This is a genomic window from Oleiphilus sp. HI0080 (genome assembly GCF_001635135.1).
Window position 1 is genome coordinate 1 of record NZ_LWFU01000864.1, and the last position, 708, is coordinate 708.

A 708-nucleotide genomic window follows, 5' to 3' on the forward strand; every position below is an offset into this window, starting at 1 on the left:
ATTTGCTGGACATCGAACCCACAGCCGCCGAGATATCCCTGAACCAAGGGTTAGTCCGCAGCAGCGCCAACCCACAACAAATGAGCAGCCATCACCTAAGCAACATCAATCGACCGCTTTCGATGGATGACTACTTCCAACAGTTCGTTTTAGAAAATCAATCCCGCATGAATGAAACCGAGCTCGCTAGACACCTGGGTATCAGCAGAAAGAGCCTTTGGGAAAAAAGACAGAAACTGGGCATTCCAAGGCGCAAGGGCGACGAAGCCAAAAATTGATCACTTTTTGATCGTCGCGCCAAAAAAACGTCTACCAGTTCACAACATGCTGTTTTACTTAACATTCCAATGCGTTACTGACTACCTCAAAAACACGGGCAAATTACTCAAGGTAACACCAAGGTAACGCATTCACATTTGTTTTGTTACTTTAAGTACCACTAAGCCCTTATCTACGCCTTTTGGACTATCGGTTTTAGACAAGTATCTGATTTTATTGATTTTTTATCTTCTGGCACGGAATGCGCTTTAGTAGATACAAAAAATAACAATGCCTTAAACGGCTGCGATTATAAAAATAAAAATAAAAAGAGAGTCTTTTTGCAGCACAGTCCGCACAAATAAAGATAATAAAGCGGAGCGAACTGATTATTTTGAACGCCTGGCTTTTTAGCGGGTCGATTGTGTTTTCTAAGCGCTAACAATGTTA

General features: G+C 41.9%; 1 pseudogene. It reads left to right on the plus strand.

Annotated elements, in window-relative coordinates:
* Nucleotides 1–278: pseudogene (locus A3751_RS17415) on the plus strand (helix-turn-helix domain-containing protein); the annotation flags it as partial.
* Nucleotides 279–708 lie beyond the last annotated feature (430 nt).